The sequence below is a fragment of the Secundilactobacillus similis DSM 23365 = JCM 2765 genome (assembly GCF_001311075.1).
GTDB classification, from domain to species: Bacteria; Bacillota; Bacilli; order Lactobacillales; family Lactobacillaceae; genus Secundilactobacillus; species Secundilactobacillus similis.
The window spans coordinates 1-2843 of sequence record NZ_BBAD01000152.1 but is presented as its reverse complement, the minus strand read 5'-3'; the positions used below and the strand labels follow the sequence as shown (position 1 = coordinate 2843).

The following is a 2843-nucleotide window of genomic DNA, read 5'->3' as shown; positions in this document are numbered from 1 at the left end:
TGCCAAATGGCTGAATACTGATTCTCGATTAGATACCAATATGCCAAGTATGGCGATTCGTAATTATCAGGCATCTTGGAACATGTGGCGCAAGGTCAACTCAGCTGGTACGCCGAAGCCTAAGCGTAAAGACCAATATCGATTCAGTTATCAAACAAAGAACAGTTATCCGGCTAAGTCTCGTCAAGCTGGTGAAGATATCTTTAACGGTGCGAAGGTTAAAGTGACCGATAATCACCACATTCAAATTCCTAAAGTTGGGCGTTTGAAAGCATCGGCCAACAACATCAAACACCTACCACACGAAAAAGGTGTCCGAATTGGCGTAACTACCATTAAACAGGAACCGAATGGCGCTTGGTATGTGTCCTTTCAAATCAAAGCGGATCATCCCTTGAAACAAGCGCTACCGAAAACGGGCTCAGAAATTGGGATTGATTTAAATCTATCTAATTTCTTAACTGATGATCAAGGTCATCAAGTCCCGAATCCGCGCTATTATCGTAAGATGCTAACGAAACTAGCTAAACAGGACCGTAAAGTAGCTCGTCGGAGGCGGCGAGCGAAGAAAGAACATCGCCGTTTGTTAGACAGTCGGAATTATCAAAAGGCCCGGCGACAAAGAGCTAATCTTCATAGTCATATCGCCCATCAACGCAATGACTTCCTGCATCGCACTTCCACGGTACTGATCCAGAACCACGATTTGATCGTGTCCGAAGAACTACGCGGGAAGAATATGTTGAAAAACCACGCTCTGGCGATGAGCATTAGTGATGTGGGCTGGCGTACCTTTATTAGTCAACTTGAGTATAAAGCGGAATTATATGGCCGAACCTATATCACGGTTCATCCACCTATACGACTAAGCGTTGCCACTGCTGTCAGGCGATTAATCAGCAAGTCAAACTAGGGCAAGAAGAATGGCGTTGTCCGAACTGTCATGTTTTTCATGTTCGGGACCACAATGCCGCCATTAATATTAAAAATAAGGGATTAGCGTTGCTTCAAGAAGCTTAAATCCCGTGAATAATCCATCGGTGCCGTGGCAACTCCGGATTCCGACTCCAAATGGCTGGGGGGTAAACCCCTGTAAATAGGTAATTAGCGTGTCAGACCAAAGTTGAACGATAACTGCGGCAGTGCTGTATCTGAGCAAGCAGAAACGGTCAGGTAGACTGATTATCGTTCAGGAATGCTTCCGAAACGGTTAAACGCGAAAGAAGATTGCTGATCAATAACTACTGCTGTTTCAATCCACCTGCTTTAGTGGGTGGTAGTTGAATGTCCAATAATCTAAACGCAAACTCGATTAATCCTTAACCTCATCCACCAAATACTGTTCAAACCGATGAAAATCAATCGTCGTCACCTCAGCAGTGACCTGAGTGCCCTCAGCCAGATAATCAGTCTTCAAAACTGAAGCATGGTCATTCAAATAAGAAACTACGTCACCCTTAGCAAACGGAACCAAGAACGTCGCCGTCACGTAGTTCGTGAAGACCTTTTCCTTGATCACGTCAACCAGCATGTCGATTGAAGCCTCATCCTTAGCTGAAACGATCAGTTCATCGCCCGCACGACTTGGAAAATCGGTGTCGGTCAAATCGGCCTTGTTATAAACGGTGATCATTGGCAGGTCCGGGACGCCGATTTCAGTCAGCGTTTTCCGAGTCGTGGCCATCATGTCCGCCTTATTGTCGCTGGAGTAGTCGACCACTTGAACCAAGAGATCGGCGTTAGCAGCCTCATACAACGTGGATTTGAACGCTTCGACCAAGGTGGTTGGTAATTGCGAAACGAACCCAACCGTGTCACTCAGCAACAACTTCTTAGCATCGGCAAACTGAAGCTGACGCACGCTGGTATCCAACGTGGCAAACAGCATGTTTTTCACCATGACTTGCTTGTCATCGTTCATCCCAAAGCGCTTGATCAACTCGTTCATGATGGTCGACTTACCAGCGTTGGTGTAGCCAATCAAAGCCACGTTAGGCAAATGCACCCGTTCACGCTGCTGGCGTTTAACTTCAGCGGATTTATTAACATTCTTGAGTTCATGACGAACGTGGTTGATCTGACGCTGGATAGTCCGTCGGTTCAATTCGACCTGCGCTTCACCAGCCCCACGGTTGGTAAAGCCGCCGCCAGCACTGGTCCCAGTTTGTTGGTCCAGTCGTTGGTTCATGGCTGTGTGTAAACGGGGCATCTGGTATTGCAATTTCGCCAGTTCAACTTGGAGCTTGGCTTCTCGGCTTTGGGCCCGGTTGGCGAAGATTGCCAGAATCAGGCCAGTCCGGTCCATCACGGGGACCTCAACGACCTTTTCTAGGTTCCGAATTTGACTAGGCGTCAATTCATCGTTGGCAACGACGATTTCGGCGCCGGTGTCAATGACGGCATCGCGAAGTTCTTCAACTTTACCGGTCCCAAAGTAGGTGCCGGCAACTGGTTGGTTTAAGTTTTGTACGATGGTTTCGACGACGTGCATGTTATTGGCCACTGAAAGGGCCTTTAATTCAGCCATGGCGTAGTCGAAGTTATAGCGGCCTGTGTTCAACCCAATATTGAGTACGGGAACAAGTTCGCTTTGATCCATGTTGTCACCATCCTTAATCATTAATTGGTTTCTGTTAGTTCAGTATAGCACATCTTGGGTGCTGACCTGGTTATCAGCCACGTCCCGATGCTTGCGATACCGAAGTGGCCTAGGTCGTCAGGCAAAAACGGAAATGAATGAGCGGAAATTGGATATAAATTAAAAAATCCACAGTAAAATAATAGCATTCACCATTGGTTTTAATGTAGACCAAAGCTAAAATTAATGACGTACTTATTTATCA

3 protein-coding genes are annotated in these 2843 nt (G+C 46.6%); 2 read left to right on the top strand and 1 reads right to left on the bottom strand.

Annotated features, from left to right (window positions below):
• Positions 1-913: RNA-guided endonuclease TnpB family protein (locus JCM2765_RS16380; RefSeq protein ID WP_156301848.1), on the top strand; the 913-nt coding region annotated here is incomplete at its 5' end.
• A complete protein-coding gene (locus JCM2765_RS19225; protein WP_156301849.1) occupies positions 823-1020 on the top strand; it encodes a zinc ribbon domain-containing protein in 198 nt (65 codons plus the stop codon). The genes JCM2765_RS16380 and JCM2765_RS19225, both read left to right, overlap by 91 nt.
• Positions 1021-1312: 292 nt before the next feature.
• Here the strand turns inward: JCM2765_RS19225 and hflX are convergent, their stop codons facing one another.
• Positions 1313-2599, bottom strand: a complete 1287-nt coding sequence (hflX, locus tag JCM2765_RS16375) for a GTPase HflX (RefSeq protein ID WP_054737583.1) — start codon at positions 2597-2599, stop codon at positions 1313-1315.
• Positions 2600-2843 lie beyond the last annotated feature (244 nt).

Excerpts from the sequence above, each read along its gene's own strand:
- hflX (WP_054737583.1), bottom strand. The coding sequence starts at position 2,599 with ATGGATCAAAGCGAACTTGTTCCCGTACTCAATATTGGGTTGAACACA.